Genomic DNA, 19,186 nt, shown 5'->3' with positions numbered 1-19,186 from the left:
ATCCTGCCACCGCGGGGCGCGCGCACCGGCGGTTCCAAGGGATTTCCCAGCGGACTTCGCGGAGCGCGAACCGCGGAATAGATCCGGGGAGCCGTACAGCTCAGCGGCGCATGAGCTCCTCGGCCTCCTGCACATGCTCGAGCACGGTCGCGGCCCGGCGCTGCACGGACAGCGCCCCTACGGGCACGTGACCGACGGCGAGGCGCAGCATGGCGGCCGCCTCAGCCGTGGTCGCGAGGGCATTGCCTGCACGGGAGAGGGCGCGGTGCACGGCCGCGTAGTCGCCCGGGACGTCGAGCCCCTCGCTCGGGGAGCGGCGCTGCGCCTCGGCGCAGACCGCCCGCACCCGGGGAAGGAGGTCGGCAAGGCCGTCGGCGATGACCACGAGCTCGCTGTAGAGAGTGTCGTCGTCGATCCCCTCGAGGACCTGGTGGTAGCGGTCGAGGCCCCTGCGGAAGCGGTCGTGCGCGCGGCGCCACAGGCCCTTGCCGAGCTCGGCGTCGTCACGGCGGCCGGCGAGGGCGGACTTGATGAATCCCACGGAGACGCTCAGAGGTACTGGCCCGGGCCGTGGTCCGGATCGCGGGGGATGCCCTGCCGCTGGCCGGGCATCTGTCCGGGCCCCTGGGCCGCGCGCTGGGGCTCGCCGTTCGGGCCGATGACCACGCCCGGCGCGATCATGGTTCCGGGCGGGAGCTGGCGCAGCTGCACCTGCGCAGCGGCGAGCTGGTGGGCGGCCTGCTGCGCGGCGATGGCCGTCTGGATGCCGTGGAAGAGACCCTCGAGCCAGCCCACGAGCTGGGCCTGGGCGACGCGGAGCTCGGACTCCGAGGGCACCGACTCGTCCGAGAACGGCAGCGAGATGCGGTGGAGCTCGTCGACGAGCTCGGGCGCGAGGCCGTCCTCGAGCTCGCGGATCGAGCGCTCGTGGATCTCGGCGAGGCGCTCGCGGGCTGCCTCGTCGAGCGGGGACCCCTTCACTTCCTCGAGGAGCTGCCGGATCATCGTGCCGATCCGCATGACCTTCGCCGGCTCGTCCACGAGCTCCTGCAGGTTCGCCCGCCTCGGCTGCTGCGCGGACGACGCCGCGTGGCCGGCCTCCGCGGCGGCGTCGCCCTCGATCGCGGTCCCCTCGACGGGTTCCTCCGTGTGGTCCGCTGCCTGCCCGTCCGTATGCTCGTTCCCCGCTGACGTCATAGCGCCATCCTCTCACGCGCCCCGCGCCGGGCCACGGGGCGAAGTGCCGCGCCGGGACCGCGCCCGGCGCCCCTGTTCAGCGGGGGCCGGTCAGCAGCACCGGCCCTGCGGGTTCGCGTCCTGGCGGTCGGCGTGGTCGCGCCAGAACTCCCGCTCGGTCATCGCCGGCGCGCCGCACCGGCCCGCGGCCTGCTCCGCCCGGTGGTGCTCGAGGTACCTCTCGTACGCGTCGGCGCCCATGACCCCGCGAGCGAGCGCCCGCGCCCCGGCGAGGACCGAGCGCACGGCGGCGACCGCCGTCGTGCGCCCGGCGCCGCCAGGACGGGCCGATGAGGGGGACATCAGTGGTGACCCGCCGGCGTCGTGTCCATGCCGGCGTCGCGCCACTGGGCGAGGACTTCGCGTTCGGCCCCGGTGGGCACCATTCCCGCGGGGGCGAAGACCCGCGAGGGCACGGCGGGGTCCTCGGTATCGGCCTCCGGGCCCACGCCGATCCCGCGGAAGGCCTTGAACGTCGCGACGAGCGCGGCGAGGATCACGATGATCGAGAGCACCACGAACACAACGCTCAGCACGCCCTGGACCATCGTGTTGCGGACCACGGCCTCCATGGCGGCGACCGTCTTCGCGGTGCCGAACGAGGTCTTCCCGTCAGCGAGCGCCTTGGCGAAGGCGGCATTCTGGGCGAAGTAGCCCACCGCCGGGACCGGCGAGAAGATCTTGTAGGCACTCGCCGTGATGGTCACGACGGCCGCGAACGCGAGCGGCAGGGCCACGATCCACAGGTGGCCGAACGTCCGCCGCTTGGCCACGATGGCCAGGCACACCGCGAGCGCGATCGCCGCGAGGAGCTGGTTCGCGATGCCGAACAGCGGGAAGAACGTGTTGATGCCGCCGAGGGGATCGGTGACGCCGAGGATCAGGATGTAGCCCCAGCCGAGGACCATGGCCGCCGTGCAGAGCCAGGCGCCGAGGCGCCACGAGGTGTCCTTGAACTTCGGGACGAAGTTCCCGATCGAGTCCTGCAGCATGAACCGGGCCACGCGGGTGCCGGCGTCCACCGCGGTGAGGATGAACAGCGCCTCGAACATGATGGCGAAGTGGTACCAGAAGGCCGCGAGGCCCGCACCGCCGATGAGCTGCTGCATGATGTGGCTCAGGCCCACCGCGAGGGTCGGCGCGCCGCCCGTCCGGGAGACGATCGAGGCTTCCCCCACGCCCTGGGCCGTCCCCGAAAGCATCTCGGGAGTGACGTTGACGCCCGCGAGGCCCAGGCCGTTGACCCAGGCCGCGGCCTGCTGGACGGAGCCGCCCGTGAGGTTGGCCGGGGCGTTCATGACGAAGTAGAGCCCGCGGTCGATCGAGACCGCGGCGACGAGGGCCATGATCGCCACGAAGGACTCCATGAGCATGCCGCCGTAGCCGATGAAGCGGGTCTGGCGCTCCTTCTCGATCAGCTTCGGGGTGGTGCCGGAGGAGATGAGGGCGTGGAAGCCGGAGAGGGCACCGCAGGCGATCGTCACGAACAGGAAGGGGAAGAGGCCGCCGGCGAAGACGGGGCCGTTGTCCTTGAACGCGTACTCGCTGAACGCCGGGGCGCTGATCTCGGGGCGCACCACGATGATCGCCACCGCGAGGAGAGCGATCACGCCGATCTTCATGAAGGTCGAGAGGTAGTCGCGCGGGGCGAGCAGGAGCCAGACGGGCAGCACGGCCGCGACGAAGCCGTAGACGATGAGGCCCCAGGCGATCGGGAGCCGGTCGAGGTGGAAGAGCGCCTGGCCCCAGTCGGTGTGCGAGACCCAGCCGCCGCCGATGATCGCGGCCATGAGGAGCACGAACCCGATCACGGAGACCTCCATGACCTTGCCCGGGCGGATGAAGCGCAGATAGACGCCCATGAACAGCGCGATCGGAATGGTCATGGCAACCGAGAAGACGCCCCACGGGCTCTCGCCGAGGGCGTTGACCACCACGAGGGCGAGGATGGCCACGATGATGATCATGATGAGCAAGGTCGCGAGCAGCGCTGCCGTTCCGCCGATGACCCCGAGCTCCTCGCGGGCCATCTGGCCGAGCGAGCGGCCACCGCGGCGCATCGAGAAGAACATCACGAGGTAGTCCTGCACCGCGCCGGCGAGGACCACGCCCACGATGATCCAGATCGTGCCGGGCAGGTAGCCCATCTGCGCGGCCAGGATGGGGCCCACGAGCGGGCCGGCGCCGGCGATCGCGGCGAAGTGGTGGCCGAAGAGGACATTGCGGTCCGTGCGGACGAAGTCCTTGCCGTCGGCGTTGTACTCGGCCGGCGTCGCGCGGACGTCGTTGGGCCTGAGCAGGTGCTTCTCGATGTACTTGGAGTACAACCGGTAGCCGATGAGGTACGTGCAGACGGCGGCGAAGACGAACCAGATCGCGTTCACCGTCTCGCCGCGGACCAGCGCGAGCATGACCCACGCGAGCCCTCCCACGAGCGCGATGGCGGTCCAGAGGGCGATCTTGGCGGGGGTCCAGCGCCTCTCCGCCTCGAGCCTCGCGGGGTCGACGGCGACCGGCGGCAGGGCCGGGTCCTGGACGAGGTCGCCCTCGGCCGGGCCTGTCTCGGGCGCTCCCCCAGCGCGGCGTGAGACGGTACTCATGGTGCTCCTCCTCGAGCGAGAGTGATGGATGCTCTCGACCCTAGCCAGAGGGCACGGCGCCGACCGCCCCGGTGTCCGGCCCGTGCCGGGCGCTGCGGTGAGCGGTAGGGAGCACGCGGTGAGCGGCGCCGACGGGAAGCACGACGGCGGGCCGCACCCGCGCGCGGTGAGTGGCCGGCGTCGTGCGCGGCCCGCGACGCCGGCTACATCGTGAGGAGGATCTTGCCCACGTGCTCGCCCGAGTCGAAGTACTCGTGCGCCGCAGTCACCTGGGCCAGCGGGAAGGACTTGTCCACGAGCGGCTTGATGCGGCCATCCGTGACGAGCGGCCACACATGCTCCTTGACCGCAGCCATGATGGCCCCCTTCTCCTCCACCGGGCGCGGCCGGAGGGACGTGGCGATCACGGCGGCGCGCTTGCTCAGGAGCGTGCCCAGATTGAGCTCGGCCTTGGCCCCGCCCTGGAGCCCGATCACCACGAGCCTGCCGTAGGGGGCGAGGGCCTCGACATTCCGCTCGAGGTACTTCGCGCCGACCACGTCGAGGATCACGTCCGCCCCGCGGCCGTCCGTGGCCTCGCGGACCGCCTCGACGAAGTCCTGCTCGCGGTAGTTGATCGCCACGTCCACGCCGAGGAACGCGCGAGCTGTCGAGACCTTCTCCTCCGTGCCCGCCGTCGCGGCGACACGTGCGCCGAAGGCCTTGGCCATCTGGACCGCCATCGTGCCGATCCCGCCGGTGGCGCCATGGATGAGGAGCAGCTCGCCCGGGGCCAGCTGGGCCGTCATGAAGAGGTTCGAGTAGACCGTCGCGGCGGTCTCCGGCAGCGCGGCCGCCGTGACGAGGTCCACGCCCTCGGGAACGCGGACCACCTGCTCGGCGGGGACCGCGACCTTCTCTGCGTAGCCGCCTCCGGCCAGGAGGGCCACGACCCGGTCCCCGACTGCGAACGGCCGGGTGACCTCGGGCCCGAATCCGGCGATGCGGCCGGAGACCTCGAGGCCCGGGATCTCCGAGGCGCCCGGCGGAGGAGGGTAGAACCCGCGGCGCTGCTGGACGTCAGCGCGATTGATCCCCGCGGCCACGACGTCGATGAGCAGCTCTCCCGGGCCGGGCTCCGGCGCGTCGACCTCGCGCACCTGCAGTACCTCCGGCCCTCCGGGCTCGGTGATGAACACGGCCTTCATATCGGTGCTCCTCCCCCAGGGGGCGTGAAGTTTTCACGAGATCACTGGCCTATGAAACACTACTAGGACACGGAAGGTTGTCCGAGCGGCCTATGGAGCTGGTCTTGAAAACCAGTGTGCGGTCACCCCGTACCAAGGGTTCAAATCCCTTACCTTCCGCCTAGGCGCAGCGCCCCCGGTCCCACGGCCGGGGGCGCTGCCGCGTTCCGGAGGGCCTGAGGGGGGCTGGCGGGCGGGCGGGGCGGGCGCCGGCCGGCCGCGGGATCAGGGTGCCGCGCGGCGTTATCCACAGGCGAGGATGCAGACGACCACGGCGCGGTCCGCGCGCGGATCCGCCGATCCTTGAAAAATGTCGGATGCGCCACATAGCGTCTGTCTCGTTCGGCTAGTTCGGCAGACATCCAGACAGACCGACCCGAGGAGCTCGCATGCCCACCCCCCACTTCATGCCCGGCGCACCCTGCTGGACCGACCTCATGACCACCGACGTCGAGAAGGCGAAGGCGTTCTACGCCGACCTGTTCGGCTGGACCTACGAGACCGGCGACCAGGAGAAGTACGGCGGCTACGTCACCGCCTTCAAGGACGGGGCCATGGTGGCCGGCATGATGGGCAAGATGGCGGAGCAGGCCTCCATGCCTGACGTGTGGACCGTGTACTTCAAGACGGACGACATCGCCGCGACCGCGGACGCCGTCTCCTCCGCCGGCGGCCAGGTCTGGATGCCGCCGATGGAGGTCCCCGAGCAGGGCCACATGGCAGTCTTCGGCGACACCGGCGGCGCCGCCTTCGGCTCGTGGCAGACCACGGGCCATACAGGCTTCGGCGCGCTCGCCGACCCGGGAACGCCCGCATGGTTCGAGCTCCATGCGCGGGACTACGACGCCGCCGTGGAGTTCTACCCGAAGGCCCTGGGCTGGGACCTCACGGTCATGAGCGACACCCCCGACTTCCGCTACTCCACCTACGGCGACGGCCCGGAGTCCAAGGCCGGCATCTTCGACGCCGCCCGCGACCTGCCCGAAGGCGTGCCCGCCCATTGGGTCGTCTACTGGGCCGTCGAGAACGCGGACGAGGTCGTCGACCGGGCCACCGCCGGCGGCGCCACCGTGCTCATGCCCGCCGCCGACACCCCGTTCGGCCGCATGGCGGCGCTCGCCGACCCGTTCGGAGCGGTGTTCCGCATCACCCAGGACCTCGGGCAGGGAGGGCAGGAGGGCCAGGCATAGGCCGCAGGGGTGCGAACCGCGGCTAGGGGGCCGCGCCGCCACTCCCGTCCCGTCCCGCCCGCCCGCGCGCCTCCGGCGTCATGCCGCGGGCCGCGGTGCGAAACCTTCCGTTCATATCCCGCTGGTTGGATCCAGCCTGTTCCACCTCGCTCCAAGCACCTCACTCACCCACCCTGTGAAAGAGAACCGAATATGGGGAAATTCTCGTGGAGAGCGGCGACCGCCCTCTCCGCGGTGGCCGTCGTGTCACCGCTGGTCTCCGCCGTGCCCGCCACGGCCGCCGAGCAGCCGCCCGGCATCGTCATCAATGAGGCCTATCTCTCCGGCGGCAGCGCCGGAGCCGCCTTCAAGAACAAGTTCGTCGAACTCCGCAACACCTCCGCCCAGGACGTCGACCTGAGCACGTGGTCGCTCCAGTACCGGGCGGGGACCGGCACCGGGGCCACGAGCACCACCGTGAGCCTGGCCGGCAAGAGCATCAAGGCCGGGGGCTACCTGCTCGTCGCTGGCGGCTCGAACGGCACGGCAGGGGCCGGCCTGCCCGCCGCCGACGTCCAGTCGGGCTTCAACCCCTCCGGCACCACCGGCACCATCGTGCTCGCCAGGAAGGCGACCGCGCTGACCCTCCCGAGCGGCAGCCTGACCGGGAACCCCGACGTGGCCGACCTCCTCGGCTACGGCACCTCGAACACGTTCGAGACCAAGGCCGCCGCCGCGCCCTCAGGCAACAGCGACGTGCGGAGCCTCAACCGCACGGGCGGGAAGGACACCGACGACAACTCGGCCGACTTCACGCTCAGTGCCACCATCACGCCGCAGAACTCGGCGTCCACGGGCGGCGGCACCGATCCCGGCCCCGACCCGGGGACCGGAACCGACCCGGCGGGAGTGGCGGCCATCGCCGACATCCAGGGCACAGGCACCGCGAGCCCGCTCGCGGGCAAGACCGTCACGACGCGTGGCAAGGTCACCGCCGTCTACGCGACCGGCGGCTTCAACGGCTACTACATCCAGACCCCCGGGTCGGGCGGCACCGCCGCCGGCGACCGCACGTCGTCGGACGCGATCTTCGTCCACTCCCCCGCAACGGCCGGCTCGGTGCATCGCGGCGACTACGTCGAGGTCACGGGCGCTGTGAGCGAGTACTTCGGCCTCACCCAGATCACGGTGGCCGCGGGCGGCCTCACGACCCTCTCCGATGCGGCCCCCGAGGTCAAGCCGACCTCATTCACGCTCCCGCTGTCCGACGCCGCCAAGGAGGCGCTCGAGGGCATGCTCGTGGCCCCGGAGGGCGCGTTCACGGTCACGGACAACTACTCGTTGAACCAGTACGGCGAGATCGGCCTGGCCGCCGGCACCTCCGCGCTCGTGCAGCCGACGGCGGTCGCGGCCTACGGCTCTGACGCATACAACGCCGCGGTCGCCGACAGCGCCGCGCGCAAGGTCACCCTGGACGACGGCGCCTCGACCAACTTCATGTCGGCCGCCAACAAGTCCCAGCCGCTGCCCTACCTGACGACCACGGACCCGGTCCGCGTGGGCTCCCCCACGACGTTCACGGGCGACGTGGTGTTCGACTACCGCAACAGCACGTGGAAGCTCCAGCCGCTCGAGCAGCTCACGCCGTCGAACGCGGCGGTGGTCCAGCCAGCGCACTTCGAGAACACCCGCCAGGCTGCTCCCGCGGAGGTGGGCGGCAACCTGACGATGGCCACGTTCAACGTGCAGAACTACTTCCCGACCACGGGCGACACGCTCACCGGCTGCACGTACTACACCGACCGCGCGGGCAACCCGATCACGGTGAATTCGGGCTGCGACGCCCGCGGCGCCGCGAACCAGGAGAACCTCCTGCGCCAACAGGCCAAGATCGTCGCGGCGATCAACGCCTCCGGCGCGGGCGTCATCTCGCTCGAGGAGATCGAGAACTCGTCCAAGTTCGGCAAGAACCGCGACTCCGCGCTCTCGATCCTCGTCGACGCGCTCAACGCCGCTGCCCCGGACACGTGGGCGTTCGTCCCGAGCCCGGCCGTCGTCCCCGCACAGGAGGACGTGATCCGCACGGCGTTCATCTATCGCAAGGCCGTCGCAGCGCCAGTGGGCGCCTCCGTGATCCTCGATGACGCAGCGTTCACGGGCATCGCACGCCAGCCGCTCGCCCAAGCGTTCAAGCCCGTCACCGGTGGCGACGGCACGACGTTCCTCGCGATCGTGAACCACTTCAAGTCCAAGGGCTCGGCCGCGACGCCGGATGACACCGACAAGGGCCAGGGCGCCTCGAACCTCGCCCGCACTCGGCAGGCGCAGGCGCTCGTGACGTTCGCCGACACGATGAAGGCCGCGGCGAAGACGGACAAGGTCCTGCTCGTCGGCGACTTCAACGCCTACCAGTTCGAGGATCCGATCAAGGTCCTCACCGACGCTGGGTACATCGACCAGGAGGCCCGCACGGGCAAGCACACATACGCGTTCGGCGGCATGGTCGGGTCCCTCGACCACGTCCTCGCCTCCCCGGCGGCGGATGCCGCGGTCAGCGGTGCGGACGTCTGGAACATCAACGCCTACGAGTCGATCGCGCTCGAGTACAGCCGCTACAACTACAACGTCACGGACTACTACGTGGCGGACCAGTACCGCTCCTCCGACCACGACCCGTTCGTGCTCGGGATGAACCTCGCCACCGCACCGACCGAGGCGGCCCTCCGGCTCGTGAACATCAACGACTTCCACGGCCGCATCGACGCCAACACCGTGAAGTTCGCGGGCACGGTCGAGCAGCTCAAGGCCGAGGCGCCCGGCGGCAACGCCCTGTTCCTCTCCGCGGGCGACAACATCGGCGCATCCCTGTTCGCCTCGGCGAGCCAGGACGACCAGCCCACGCTCGACGTCCTCAACGCCCTCGAGGCCAAGGCCAGCGCGGTGGGCAACCACGAGTTCGACATGGGCTCCGCTGACCTCACGGGCCGCGTGTCCTCGAGCGCGAAGTTCCCGTACCTCGGCGCGAACGTGTACCAGAAGGGCACCACGACGCCGGCCCTCCCCGAGTACACCGTGGTCCAGTCTGGCGGGCTCAAGGTCGCCGTGATCGGCGTCGTGACCCAGGAGACCCCGACGCTCGTCTCACCGGGCGGCGTGAGCTCCCTCGACTTCGGCGATCCGACGGACGCCGTCAACCGGGTGGCCGCGAAGATCAAGGCCGAGAACCTCGCCGACGTCATCGTGGCCGAGTACCACGAGGGTGCCGGCGCCGGCACCCCGGACGGTGCGACCCTCGAGGCGGAGATCGCCGCAGGCGGCCCCTTCGCGAAGCTGGTGACCCAGACGTCCGCGGACGTCGCCGCCATCTTCACGGGCCACACGCACAAGGAGTACACCTGGGACGGCCCGGTCCCCGGCCAGCCTGGCAAGACCCGGCCCGTGCTGCAGACCGGCAACTACGGCGAGAACGTGGGCATGATCGACCTCACCGTCGATCTGGCAACGAAGCAGGTCACCAGGTACTCGCAGTCCAACGTCAAGCGCTCCACCGCGGCGGACGCGAGCCTTGTGGCCGCCTACCCGCGGGTCGCCGCGGTCAAGGGGATCGTCGACGCGGCACTCGCCGAGGCCGACCAGATCGGCAGCCAGCCGATCGGCAAGGTGACCGCGGACGTCACGACCGCGTTCTCCGGCGGCAAGCGGGACGACCGGGCGTCGTCGTCCACCCTCGGCGGTCTCGTCGCCGACTCACTGCTGGCCACGCTCAAGGATGCGTCCGCGGGCGGTGCCGAGATCGGCGTCGTGAACCCGGGCGGCCTGCGCGCCGAGCTGTACTACGCACCCGATGGAACGGTCACGTACGCCGAGGCCAACGCGGTCCTGCCGTTCGTGAACAACCTCTGGACCACGTCCCTGACCGGCGCACAGGTCAAGACGATGCTCGAGCAGCAGTGGCAGCGTGACGACGCGGGCAACGTCCCGAGCCGTCCGTACCTGCAGCTGGGCACCTCGAAGAACCTCACCTACACGTTCGACTCGACCCGCCCCGAGGGCGACCGGGTCACGTCGGTGCAGGTCAACGGGGGCCCGATCGATCCGCAGCGTACGTACCGTGTGGGCACGTTCAGCTTCCTGGCGCAGGGCGGGGACAACTTCCACGTCTTCAAGAGCGGCACGGACACGCGTGATTCGGGCCTGATCGACCGCGACGCGTGGATCTCGTACCTCGCGGCGAACTCCCCGGTCTCCCCGGACTTCGCCAAGCGCAGCGCCGAGGTGACCGGTGCGCCGTCGTCCGTGACGCCCGGCCAGAAGCTCTCCGTCACGGTGGGCCAGCTCGACCTGACGTCTCTGGGCAGCCCGGTGAACTCGCAGGTCTCGCTCACGTACTACCCTGCGGCCGGCGAGCCGGTCCTCGTGGGGACCTACGGCGTGACCGGCGGCAGGGCGGTCCTGGACTTCACGGTCCCGGAGTTCCCGCAGGGCGGCACCTACGTGGTGTCGGCGCTCGAGTCGAAGACCGCCGTGGCGCTCCCGATCTCCGTCCCCGTGGTCGACCAACCGGCCCCGGTGCCCGCGTCCGCGCAGTGCGCGGCGCTCGGGAAGAGCCTCGACGACCCGGGCAACCGCTCGGCGAAGGCCGTCGAGGCGCTGACCAGGAACTACGCGAGGCTCTGCCACTGACCCCGGTTTCGGGTACGCATCTCGTCGCCCCTGATCCCTCTCGGGTACGCATCTCGGCGCGGTTTCCGTGTTCCGGGTACGCGCCAAGGTGACGGGCGACGACGGCCGGCGGCTTCCCCACGGGAGGTCGCCGGCCGTCGTCGTATTCGGCCTCAGCATCGTCTGGGAGTCACCTCCTGAAGGTCACCACGTGTGGGTTCCCAGGAGGTGACCCCCAGGAGGCTACCCCCAGGAGGTGACCCCCAGGAGGTGACCCCCAAGGAGGTGACCCTCAGGAGGTGACTCCCAGAATGTCCCGCGCGATGGCGTCCGCGTCGCGGAGGGTGCGCTGCCCGCTGGGATAGGGGGCGCCCTCGTGCGCTTCGCCCGGCGCGGCGAACGGGTGGGCCTCGGCGGCGATCGCGGTGCCCCACTGCACCGCGGAGAGCTGGAGGCCCAGCACGTAGAGGCCCTCGACCGGCAGGCCGTTGACGTCGAGCGCGCGGTACGGCGGTGAGGTGACGTCCAGCCCGGTAGCGGGCTGCGGCACCCCGTCCGCGCCCGCGAGGAAGCGCGGCCGCACGAGGCCGTCCGCCAGCAGGCCGGACAGCAGCGGAGAGTCGGCCCGCGCCACGGCGTTCGCCGGCGCGAGGGCCTCGACCAGCCAGCGCGAGCGCACCTCCGGGCCGCCCACCCAGGGCGAGGCTGCGGTGAAGGTGCGCGCGAGGCGGTCCACGGAGAAGCGGGGCTCGGGCCCCACGGTGCTCACGATCCCAGCGCGCATGAGGGCGGCCAGCTGGCGGATCCGCTGGGCAGGCGGCCCGCTCGCGAGGCCCTCGGCGAGCCCCTCGAACCAGCCGCGCAGGCCCGAGACCCACGAGGCCTCGGTGATGCCGCCGTCCGCCACGGCCTCCTTGAGCACCGCCCGGCCCCGGTGGAGGGCGGCGATGGCCATCTTGACCGGGTCGTACTCTCCCCGCGCGGATCCTGCGGCGTCCTCATCGAGGTACGCGAGGACCCGGGCGTCGAGCTCGGCGCGGTCGGCGGCGTGCCAGCCGGCCAGCGGCGCCCCCAGCGCACGGAGGTCGAGCCGCCGGGCCGGGACCACGCCGTCGCGCACCACCGCCGAGGCGCGCGGCTCCCAGCCCGGGCCCTCCACGGCCAGCGCGGACGAGAGCTCTCCGAGGAAGCCCTCGGACACGGCCGCGGGCTCGACCCGGGCGAGGGTCGCATAGTACGCCCACAGTGTGTCGCGGTGCAGGAGGGGCCAGAGGTCCTGGTCGAAGGAGGGCTGGATCCCGGCCTGCCGCGGGGCGAGGGCTGCCGCTCGGGTGAGCCAGCGCAGCTCGACGGAGGGAGCGTAGTAGGCATCGAGCTCGGCCTTGCCCCGGTACGGCACCCCGCGCCGGGAGGCGGCGACGATGAGCGGCTCGCGCCCGCACGGCGTGTACACGAGCCGCCCGTCGTGCCCCTCGGCGAACCGGCCGCCGCGGCCCTCGGTGAGCGCGGCCATCACGTCGAAGAAGTTCAGCCCCATGCCGCGCACCAGCACGGTCTCGCCCGCCGGCAGCCGGTCCCAGTCCACATCGGCGGGAGCCGCCGGCGGCAGGTAGTGCAGCCCCAGATGCGCCGCCGCGTCGGCGAGCGCCGCCTGCTCGGGGCTGGGCTGGGCGGGCACGTGGCCGAGCGCGAGGACGACGGCGTCCGCTTCCTGGGCGCGGCCGTTGGAGCAGGTGACGGCGAACCCGTGGGGAGTGCGCCCCACCCGGGCAACCTCGGCCGGCACGTGCCGCACGGCCGCCCCGGGCGGCGCCGCTGCGAGGACCGCGTCCCACGTCTGGGCGAGGTAGCGCCCGTAGAGCGCGCGCGGCGGGAAGTCGCTCGATTCGAGGCCCTTGAGCTCGGCCTGCTCCTCGGCTGCGAGGGTGCACGTTCCGGCGTCGATCGCCTCGCGCTGGGCCGCGCGCCACGAGTCGAAGCTCCCTCCCGCGAGAGGGTGCGCGAGGCCGGGCTCGCTCGGGATGAGCGTGGGATAGAAGGCCTGGGTGTTCATGAGGAACAGGCGCGGCTGCGCCGGGCGCCAGACCTTGCCGGGCCCGGGGGCGAACGGGTCATAGACGGTGATCTCGAGGCGGGCTCCGCGGGCGGCGGGGCGGCCGCGCGGGGAGGCGTCGGCGTCGTGCGCGGGGGCCGACCGCTGGGCGTGCACGGCGAGGAGACGCTCGACGGCGGAGGCTCCGCGGGGGCCGCCGCCCACCACCGCCACACGCAGAATCCCGCCCCGAACCATAGGGTTGAGCTTAACGTGCGGCGTGGAAGGATGGCCCCATGACTGCCCAGCCGCCAGAGTCCGCCGCGGACACCGCCACCCTTGCCCCGGCCGCCCCCGTCCCCGCAGACCAGCCCGTCGACGAGAACCTGTGGCTCGAGGACATCCATGGCGAGGACCAGCTCGCGTGGGTGCGGGAGCAGAACGCCCGCACGGAGGAACTGCTCGAGACGGCCGACTACCCCGAGCTCGAGGCACGGATCCTCGAGGTCATGGACTCGACGGACCGGATCCCCATGGTCGCCAAGCGCGGAGACTGGTACTACAACTTCTGGCGGGATGGCGAGCACCCCAAGGGGCTGTGGCGGCGGACCCGGTGGGAGTCCTATGTGACCCGGACCCCCGAGTGGGAGACCGTGCTCGACGTCGATGCGCTGGCTGCCGCGGACGGGGTCGAGTGGGTCTGGGGCGGGGCCAACTTCCTGCGCCCGGCGGACGGGATCTCGTGGCGGCGCTGCATGGTCCGGCTCTCCCCCGACGGCGGCGATGCCGCGGCCGTGCGGGAGTACGACGTCGAGGACCGCGCCTTCGTCGACCCCGCCGAGGGCGGCTTCGCCCTCCCCGCCGCGAAGGGCGGGGTGGACTGGCTGGATTCCGACACCCTCCTGGTCTCCTCGACCCTCGGCGAGGACGCGGTCACCACGTCCTCCTACCCGCGGATCGTGCGCAGGCTGCCGCGCGGCACCGACCTCGCCGACGCCGAGGTGATCTTCGAGGTCCCCGCAGAGCACATGATGGCCGGCGCCGGATTCGACGACACTCCCGGGTTCGAGCGCCTCATCGCGAGCGACCGCATCAGCTTCTTCGACGTCGAGCACTCGATCTGGTGGGACGGCGCCTGGCAGCGCATCCCCGTGCCCACCGATGTGGACGTTGACCTGCACCGGGAGTGGATCCTGTTCCGGCCCCAGCGCGACTGGCACTTCGGCGCCGACGGCGCGGACCAGGACGGCGCCGGCCAAGACCGGGCCGGCCAGGACGGCGCGAACGGGCGCGTGTTCCCCGCGGGGTCGCTCCTGGCCGCCGACTTCGAGGCGTTCATGGCCGGCTCGCGGGAGGTCAGGGTGCTGTTCGCGCCGGATGCCCACACCTCGCTGCAGTCGTGGTCGTGGACCAGGAGCCACCTGCTGCTCAACCTCCTCCGCGACGTCTCCTCCGAGATCCGTGTCCTCACCCCGCCCGTGCGCGGGGCTGCGGCTGCGGAGCCGGAGTCTGCAGAGCAGGAGGAATCGGCGGACGACGCCGCGTGGTCGCCCCGGGTGCTCGATGCGTGCCCCCCGCTGCACCTCGTCGAGTCGTACGCGGTGGACGACGAAGACCCGGCCGCCGGGGACGACTACTGGCTCGTGGCCACCGGCTTCCTGACCCCGACCACGCTGCTGCGCGGCACCCTCGGCGGGGAGCATGCCGAGGTGAAGCGCGCGCCGTCGTTCTTCGACGAGTCACGGTTCGAGGTCGAGCAGCACTTCGCCGTCTCGGCGGACGGCACCCAGGTCCCGTACTTCCAGGTCGGCCCCAAGGGGCTCGTCCTCAACGGGACCGCGCCGACCCAGCTGTCGGGGTACGGCGGGTTCGAGATCTCCCGCACGCCCGCCTACTCGGGCACCGTGGGGCGCGCGTGGCTCGAGAAGGGCGGGGTGTACGTCGTGGCGAACATCCGCGGCGGCGGCGAGTACGGGCCGGCGTGGCACCAGGCCGCGCTCAAGGAGAAGCGGCACCGCGCCTACGAGGACTTCGCCGCGGTGGCCCGGGACCTCGTCCGGCGCGGGGTCACCTCACCCGAGCACCTGGGCTGTTCGGGCGGCTCCAACGGCGGCCTGCTCGTGGGGAACATGCTGGTGGGCTACCCCCAGCTGTTCGGAGCGATCTCCTGCGGGGTGCCGCTGCTGGACATGCGCCGGTACACGAAGCTCTCCGCCGGCTACTCGTGGATCGCGGAGTACGGGGACCCGGACAATCCGGCCGAGTGGGAGTCCATCCGCACCTTCTCCCCGTACCACCTGCTGCGGGACGGCGTGGACTACCCGGACACCTTCATCTGGACGGCGACCTCCGACGACCGCGTGGGGCCCGTGCAGGCGCGCAAGATGGCCGCGCGCATGGAGGCCATGGGCATCCCGAACGTCTGGTTCCACGAGGCCCTCGAGGGCGGGCACGCCGGGGCCTCGGACAACCGGCAGGCCGCGGCCCTGCAGGCCCGCAGCCAGACCTTCCTGTGGCGCGCCCTGACCGGCACCCTGCGCTGACCCCGCTCCTGGGAGTCACCTCCTGGGAGTCACCTCTTGGGGGTCACCTCCTGAGAGTCACCTCCTGCGCTGACCCCGCTCCTGGGAGTCACCTCCTGGGGGTCACCTCCTGGGGGGCACCTTCTGGGGGTCACCTCCTGAAGGTGACCTCCAAGACTCGAGCGGGGCGAGGTTTTTGCTCTCGCCCTCCGGGTTGGGTACGCTTGTCAGGCTGGCGACAGCAAGGAGACGTGCCAGAGCGGCCGAATGGACTTCACTGCTAATGAAGGGTCCGGGGAAACTTGGACCGGGGGTTCAAATCCCCCCGTCTCCGCCGAGTGGAAACGCCCCCGGTTCATGGAACCGGGGGCGTTTCTGCATTCTCGGACCGCAGGCTCCTCGGAGCGCGCACGGCCTTGGCCCGTGCCGCTGGGCCTCAGTGGCGGGTCTTGAGCCAGAAGGCGACGCCGCCGGCCACCGCGATGGCAATCATGATGCTCCATTCGAGGGGCCCCGGACCGCCCATCGAAGCCTGCATGGCGGGCTGGGCGGCCGAGCGCGAGGTGGAGGCGTCGAGCTCGGGTTCCTGAGTGGGCGCCGGTGTTTGCGGCGCGGGCGGGGCGGCCACGGAGGTGCCGGTGCCCGGAGCGGACGCCGCGGGCGGGACGGCAGGTGGCGGTGCGGGCGCAGGGGCCTCCTCCTGGGGCTCGGGCGCCGCCTGTGCCGAGCCCGCGCATGGCGCGGCGGAGAACGTGTGCGTCCACCGCGAGGGGCCCTTGAGGACGTAGCCGGGCCGGGCGCTCGCCTCGACGGTCACCATCCCCACGGCGGAATTGGCCCCGGGCGCGAGCACGGTGCCGCCCACGCGGTAGTCCACCCCGATGATCGTGGGCGCCACGACCGCGTCGGCCTGGGTGCCGCATGGATCGTCGAAGCCGGGGGCATCTGCGGTGACGGAGACCGGGCAGGCATCCCGCAGGCTGGCCGGCGAGGACGTGGCGATCGGGTCGGCTCCCGCAGGCCCGACGGCCGCCGTGTAGTCATGCCCGGTCGAAAGTGAGAGGACCCGATCCACCGATCCGGAGAAGGTGCCCGTCGCCACGACGTTTCCGGCTTCGTCGGCGACGCGGTACGTCATGGGCGACGTGGCATCCGTCCGCGCGGTGAGGCGCACTGAGTCACAGGCAGCGCGCGCGAGGGCCACTTGGGCAGCCGGCCCGGCGGGCGTCGGGGTGGGCGACGGGGTCGGGTCCGGGACGCTCGGCGACGCGGGCACGTGGCCCTCCGCCGCGGAGGCCCCCGGGGCCAGGACCCCGGGGAGCAGGATGGCAAGGGCACCCAGAAGCACGGCAAGGAAGGCCAGACGCCGGACGATCGGCGGGGCCGGGTGGCTCACGGGGGCCCTTTCGTCTAAGTCACAGATGTTCTCTTCGCTCCACCCTACCGAACCGTGACCAATCCGTGATCATCCTGTGACGTGGGGCGTGTCACATTCAGCCGGTGCCGCCCTGCCGTCCCCCGTTATCCCGCCTGAGCGAGGGCGAGGGGCAGGACCGCGCCGACGCCGTGCCGGCGCAGGAGACGGCCGGCGACCGTGACGGTCCACCGGCTGTCGACCAGATCGTCCACGAGGAGCACGGGCTGGCCGGCGACCGCAGCGAGCTGCTCGCGCAGGTCGGCCCCGACGTCGAACGCCTCCCAGACCCCGGCGAGGCGGAACGCGCTGTTGCCCCCGCCCTGGCCTGCCCGGGCCGCGTCGGTGCGCTCGAGCGCGCCGAGGTACGGCAGGCGCCCCACCTGGGCGATCCCCCGCGCAAGCGAGTCGACAAGCTGCGGCCGCGTGGCCGAGGGCACGCTCACCACGGCGGCGGGACGCCCCGCACCTCCCCACGCCCCGGCCGCAGAGTCGCCGCGCGCCCAGGCCGAGAGCAGCTCGACGCAGGCCCGGGCCAGCGCGGGAGGGACCTCGGCGTCCGGCGCCCCCGCGGCGAAGAGCTCCCTGAGCGGGCCGCCGTAGCCGAGATCGGTCAGGCGGGCGAGGGCCCGGCCCTCGGCGAGCTGCTCCCCCACCGGGATCCTGCCCTTGACCGCCACGCCGAGCTTGTCCATGCCCGAGGGCCACTGCGCCCGCGGCTCGATCGGGATGCCCGCATGGCGCAGCTGGGTTCCGGCGCGCTCGAGGACGGACGGGTCGACGTCGTCCGGGAACCACCGCCCGGCGCACGTGTCGCAGCGGCCGCAGGGGGCAGCGGTGTCGTCGTCGAGCACGCTCGTGAGGTACTCCATGCGGCAGCCTGCGGTCTGCTCGTAGACCACCATCGAGTCCTGCTCCGCGACCCGCGCCTCCGCGATGCGCGCGTACCGCTCGGCGTCGTACTCCCAGGGCAGCCCGGTGGCCTGCCACCCGCCGCCGACCCGCTCGACGGCCCCGTCCACGGCGAGGACCTTCAGGAGCAGCTCGAGCTGGGTGCGGCGCAGCTCGACCGCGGATTCGAGGGCCACGGTCGAGAGGGGGCGCCCCGCCTCGGCCAGCACCGCGATGACGGCCTGCGCCTTGTCCTGATCCGGCATCGACGCGGTCGCGAAGTAGCGCCAGATGTCGCGGTCCTCGGGGCCGGGCAGGAGGAGGACGTCCGCGTTCGCGGCGCCGCGGCCCGCGCGGCCCACCTGCTGGTAGTAGGCGACCGGGCTCGACGGCGCTCCCAGGTGGACAACGAACCCGAGGTCCGGCTTGTCGAAGCCCATCCCGAGGGCGCTCGTGGCCACGAGGGCCTTGACCTCGTTGTCCTTGAGCAGCTGCTCGGCCCGCTCCCGGTCCTCGGTGTCCGTCTTGCCGGTGTAGGCCAGGACCCGGTGCCCAGCCTCGGTGAGGATGCGCGCCGTGTCCTCCGCGGCGGAGACGGTGAGCGTGTAGATGATCCCGCTGCCGGGCAGCTCCTCGAGGTGGGCCAGGAGCCACGCGAGGCGGTGGCCGGCGTCGGGCAGAGCGAGCACGCCGAGGCGCAGGGACTCGCGGCCCAGCGGTCCTCGAAGCGTGAGGACGTCCGAGCCGAGCTGCTCCTCGATGTCGTGGACCACGCGGGCGTTGGCGGTGGCCGTCGTCGCGAGGACCGGCACCGAGCCGGGCAGCTCGTCGATGAGCGCCGCGATGCGGCGGTAGTCCGGGCGGAAGTCGTGCCCCCAGTCCGAGATGCAGTGCGCCTCGTCCACGACGAGCAGGCCGGTCCGCGCCATCAGCTCGGGCAGGTGCTGCTCGCGGAACGAGGGGTTGGTGAGCCGCTCGGGCGAGATGAGGACCACATCGGCCGCATCAGCCTCGAGCGCCGCGTGGACCTCGTCCCACTCGAGCCGGTTGGCCGAGTTGATGGCGACGGCGCGCACGCCCGCCCGCGCCGCCGCCGCCACCTGGTCGCGCATGAGGGCCAGGAGCGGGGAGACGATGAGCGTCGGCCCCGCGCCGCGGGCGCGGAGGAGGAGGGACGCGACGAAGTACACGGCGGACTTCCCCCAGCCCGTGCGCTGCACCACGAGCGTGCGCCGGTGGTGGGCCACGAGGGCCTCGATCGCCTCGAACTGCCCCGGGTGGAACTCGGCCGCCTCGGTGCCCACGAGGGTGCGCAGCACCGCGAGCGCCTCCGACCGCAGCTGCTCGGCGCCGCCGCCTGCACCCCCGGGCGGATCGTCACGGTCCGTCACACTTTCCGCTGAATGGACACTTTCACGCGCGCTGCCTGCCATG

The 19,186-nt window shown here is 72.0% G+C and carries 11 protein-coding genes and 2 tRNA genes; 5 read left to right on the top strand and 8 right to left on the bottom strand.

Annotated features, from left to right (window positions below; translation table 11 throughout):
* Positions 1-100: 100 nt before the first annotated feature.
* From J2W20_RS14315 to J2W20_RS14295, 5 genes are all read right to left on the bottom strand, one after another.
* A complete protein-coding gene (locus tag J2W20_RS14315) occupies positions 101-541 on the bottom strand; it encodes a hypothetical protein (protein WP_307007361.1) in 441 nt (146 codons plus the stop codon).
* Positions 542-549: 8 nt separating this feature from the next.
* Positions 550-1,197, bottom strand: a complete 648-nt coding sequence (locus tag J2W20_RS14310) for a proteasome activator (RefSeq protein WP_307007360.1) — start codon at positions 1,195-1,197, stop codon at positions 550-552.
* Positions 1,198-1,287: 90 nt separating this feature from the next.
* Positions 1,288-1,539, bottom strand: a complete 252-nt coding sequence (locus J2W20_RS14305) for a YbdD/YjiX family protein (protein ID WP_307007359.1) — start codon at positions 1,537-1,539, stop codon at positions 1,288-1,290.
* A complete protein-coding gene (locus J2W20_RS14300; RefSeq protein WP_307007358.1) occupies positions 1,539-3,836 on the bottom strand; it encodes a carbon starvation CstA family protein in 2,298 nt (765 codons plus the stop codon). The genes J2W20_RS14305 and J2W20_RS14300 overlap by 1 nt, the downstream gene beginning before the upstream one ends.
* A gap of 203 nt (positions 3,837-4,039) precedes the next feature.
* Positions 4,040-5,023, bottom strand: a complete 984-nt coding sequence (locus J2W20_RS14295; protein ID WP_307007357.1) for an NAD(P)H-quinone oxidoreductase — start codon at positions 5,021-5,023, stop codon at positions 4,040-4,042.
* Between the two features lie 71 nt (positions 5,024-5,094).
* Here J2W20_RS14295 and J2W20_RS14290 point away from each other — a divergent pair.
* From J2W20_RS14290 to J2W20_RS14280, 3 genes are all read left to right on the top strand, one after another.
* A tRNA-Ser gene (locus J2W20_RS14290) sits at positions 5,095-5,182 on the top strand.
* A 269-nt stretch (positions 5,183-5,451) separates the two neighbouring features.
* Positions 5,452-6,252, top strand: coding sequence for a VOC family protein (locus tag J2W20_RS14285; RefSeq protein ID WP_307007356.1), 801 nt, complete (start codon positions 5,452-5,454; stop codon positions 6,250-6,252).
* 192 nt (positions 6,253-6,444) lie between these two features.
* Positions 6,445-10,914 carry an ExeM/NucH family extracellular endonuclease gene (locus J2W20_RS14280; protein WP_307007355.1) on the top strand — a complete coding sequence of 1,490 codons (4,470 nt, stop codon included), beginning with the start codon at positions 6,445-6,447 and terminating at the stop codon, positions 10,912-10,914.
* 271 nt (positions 10,915-11,185) lie between these two features.
* Here the strand turns inward: J2W20_RS14280 and J2W20_RS14275 are convergent, their stop codons facing one another.
* Positions 11,186-13,183, bottom strand: a complete 1,998-nt coding sequence (locus J2W20_RS14275) for an FAD/NAD(P)-binding protein (RefSeq protein ID WP_307007353.1) — start codon at positions 13,181-13,183, stop codon at positions 11,186-11,188.
* A 38-nt stretch (positions 13,184-13,221) separates the two neighbouring features.
* On the opposite strand from J2W20_RS14275, the gene J2W20_RS14270 reads away from it, so the two are divergent.
* Together J2W20_RS14270 and J2W20_RS14265 are read left to right on the top strand one after the other, a co-directional pair.
* The gene (locus J2W20_RS14270; protein WP_307007352.1) at positions 13,222-15,468 is read left to right on the top strand and encodes a prolyl oligopeptidase family serine peptidase; all 2,247 of its coding nucleotides are present in this window, start codon (positions 13,222-13,224) and stop codon (positions 15,466-15,468) included.
* Between the two features lie 224 nt (positions 15,469-15,692).
* A tRNA-Ser gene (locus J2W20_RS14265) sits at positions 15,693-15,781 on the top strand.
* A 102-nt stretch (positions 15,782-15,883) separates the two neighbouring features.
* Here J2W20_RS14265 and J2W20_RS14260 read toward each other — a convergent pair.
* Both J2W20_RS14260 and J2W20_RS14255 read right to left on the bottom strand, forming a co-directional pair.
* Positions 15,884-16,843, bottom strand: coding sequence for a hypothetical protein (locus tag J2W20_RS14260; protein ID WP_307007351.1), 960 nt, complete (start codon positions 16,841-16,843; stop codon positions 15,884-15,886).
* A gap of 125 nt (positions 16,844-16,968) precedes the next feature.
* Entirely contained in the window at positions 16,969-19,185 is a 2,217-nt protein-coding gene (locus J2W20_RS14255) for a RecQ family ATP-dependent DNA helicase (protein WP_307007349.1), read from the bottom strand.
* Position 19,186: the final 1 nt, after the last annotated feature.

Source organism: Sinomonas atrocyanea, from assembly GCF_030812675.1.
In the GTDB taxonomy this organism is placed as follows: Bacteria; Actinomycetota; Actinomycetes; order Actinomycetales; family Micrococcaceae; genus Sinomonas; species Sinomonas atrocyanea_B.
This window is presented reverse-complemented; position numbering and strand designations above follow the sequence as displayed.

Excerpts from the sequence above, each read along its gene's own strand:
- J2W20_RS14310 (WP_307007360.1), bottom strand. The coding sequence starts at position 1,197 with ATGACGTCAGCGGGGAACGAGCATACGGACGGGCAGGCAGCGGACCAC.
- J2W20_RS14305 (WP_307007359.1), bottom strand. The coding sequence starts at position 1,539 with ATGTCCCCCTCATCGGCCCGTCCTGGCGGCGCCGGGCGCACGACGGCG.
- J2W20_RS14300 (WP_307007358.1), bottom strand. The coding sequence starts at position 3,836 with ATGAGTACCGTCTCACGCCGCGCTGGGGGAGCGCCCGAGACAGGCCCG.
- J2W20_RS14295 (WP_307007357.1), bottom strand. The coding sequence starts at position 5,023 with ATGAAGGCCGTGTTCATCACCGAGCCCGGAGGGCCGGAGGTACTGCAG.
- J2W20_RS14285 (WP_307007356.1), top strand. The coding sequence starts at position 5,452 with ATGCCCACCCCCCACTTCATGCCCGGCGCACCCTGCTGGACCGACCTC.
- J2W20_RS14280 (WP_307007355.1), top strand. The coding sequence starts at position 6,445 with ATGGGGAAATTCTCGTGGAGAGCGGCGACCGCCCTCTCCGCGGTGGCC.
- J2W20_RS14275 (WP_307007353.1), bottom strand. The coding sequence starts at position 13,183 with ATGGTTCGGGGCGGGATTCTGCGTGTGGCGGTGGTGGGCGGCGGCCCC.
- J2W20_RS14270 (WP_307007352.1), top strand. The coding sequence starts at position 13,222 with ATGACTGCCCAGCCGCCAGAGTCCGCCGCGGACACCGCCACCCTTGCC.
- J2W20_RS14255 (WP_307007349.1), bottom strand. The coding sequence starts at position 19,185 with ATGGCAGGCAGCGCGCGTGAAAGTGTCCATTCAGCGGAAAGTGTGACG.